Annotated in this window: 1 protein-coding gene; it reads right to left on the reverse strand. The window is 31.3% G+C overall.

Annotated features, from left to right (window positions below):
• Nucleotides 1-115 precede the first annotated feature (115 nt).
• Nucleotides 116-1,087 (reverse strand): IS110 family RNA-guided transposase, encoded by a 972-nt coding sequence (locus IEW75_RS15655; RefSeq protein ID WP_134249415.1) that lies wholly within the window; start codon nucleotides 1,085-1,087, stop codon nucleotides 116-118.
• Between the last annotated feature and the right edge of the window lie 212 nt (nucleotides 1,088-1,299).

Genomic DNA, 1,299 nt, shown 5'->3' on the forward strand with positions numbered 1-1,299 from the left:
CAACAAAGAACTGAGCTAAAAAACAAGTTTTTTCTTCATTAATTTTGTTCACTAGTATTCTAAGCTTAAATTTTTGTTTAGGCTTTTTTTATACTATTTTTTTTAAAACTATTTACTACTTGGAAGCTAACACAGAAATATACCTTTCATCATAAGGATGTCCTGATTTTGCAATAGCAAAAGATTGTTTTAATAACTTATTGGAAACTGCAATTAATGCCAATTTCTTGCTCTTTCCTTTATTTACAATTCGCTGGTAAATTTCTCTACAGCCTTTATTATGCACACAAGCAGTAAAGGAACATAAGAAAAGTAGGTTTCTTAACTTTCTGTTTCCAACTTTACTAATTCTTGCTCTTCCCCTAACACTGCTTCCTGACTCTCTTATTGTTGGTGTGATTCCAACATAACTGCACAACTGTGATGCAGTCTCAAACTTCTTAAACCCATCGGTAACAACTATTAAAAACAAAGCTGTTTTCATTCCTATCCCTGGTATACTTTGCAATAAAGTTAATTGGTTTTGCTGCTCTTGTTTTACCAAAGAAAGAAGCTTTTGTTCAATCCCTCTTAGCTCTTTATCTAAATGTTTTTTGTTTCTATTTAAACAACGATACACCCATTTTGAAGGAATGCCCAATACTTCTTCTCCATGTAGCTTATTCTTTGTTGCTGTTCTGGTCTTTAGTAAATTATCCATTAAACGAAATAACTGTAAACATTCACTTTGTGTATCTGTAAGGGCATTGTAAAGTGGAACTTCTTGGGTTAAACCATAATCACAAATTGCTTTGGCATCACTTTTATCAGTTTTTACTTTGGCTAATTTCATCTGAATAAAACGCTTTACTGACAAAGGATTTACTACAGAAACAGCAACATTTTTCTTGTACAAAAATTGTGCAAATCTGTAATGATAATAACCTGTTGCTTCCATAACAACTAAACTATTCTTCGATAGCTTTTCTAGAAACTCCTTGAATCCTATTTCTGTGTTTTTAAACTGCAAATGGCCTTGTTTACTACCATAACAATCAAAAACATCTTTACTAATGTCAATTCCAAAAGTTTCATTATATTTATTCATAAGAAATGATTTATGAAAGAATAACCTACTGAGGCTCACAACAACTTGAAATCGAGATCTAGGTCTCACAGAACTGAACGTGATTTTTAGTAGAAAAGAGAGAGGATTATCAATGTTGTCGAAGTCGAAAGCTTCACCGTATATATTAACCTTAATTCTCTCTTTTATTCTTTCTGATTAAGTATCAAATTTATTAAAAGACAAACTTAAGC

The organism is Lutibacter litoralis (genome assembly GCF_014646675.1).
In the GTDB taxonomy this organism is placed as follows: domain Bacteria; phylum Bacteroidota; class Bacteroidia; order Flavobacteriales; family Flavobacteriaceae; genus Lutibacter; species Lutibacter litoralis.

Excerpts from the sequence above, each read along its gene's own strand:
- IEW75_RS15655 (WP_134249415.1), bottom strand. The coding sequence starts at position 1,087 with ATGAATAAATATAATGAAACTTTTGGAATTGACATTAGTAAAGATGTT.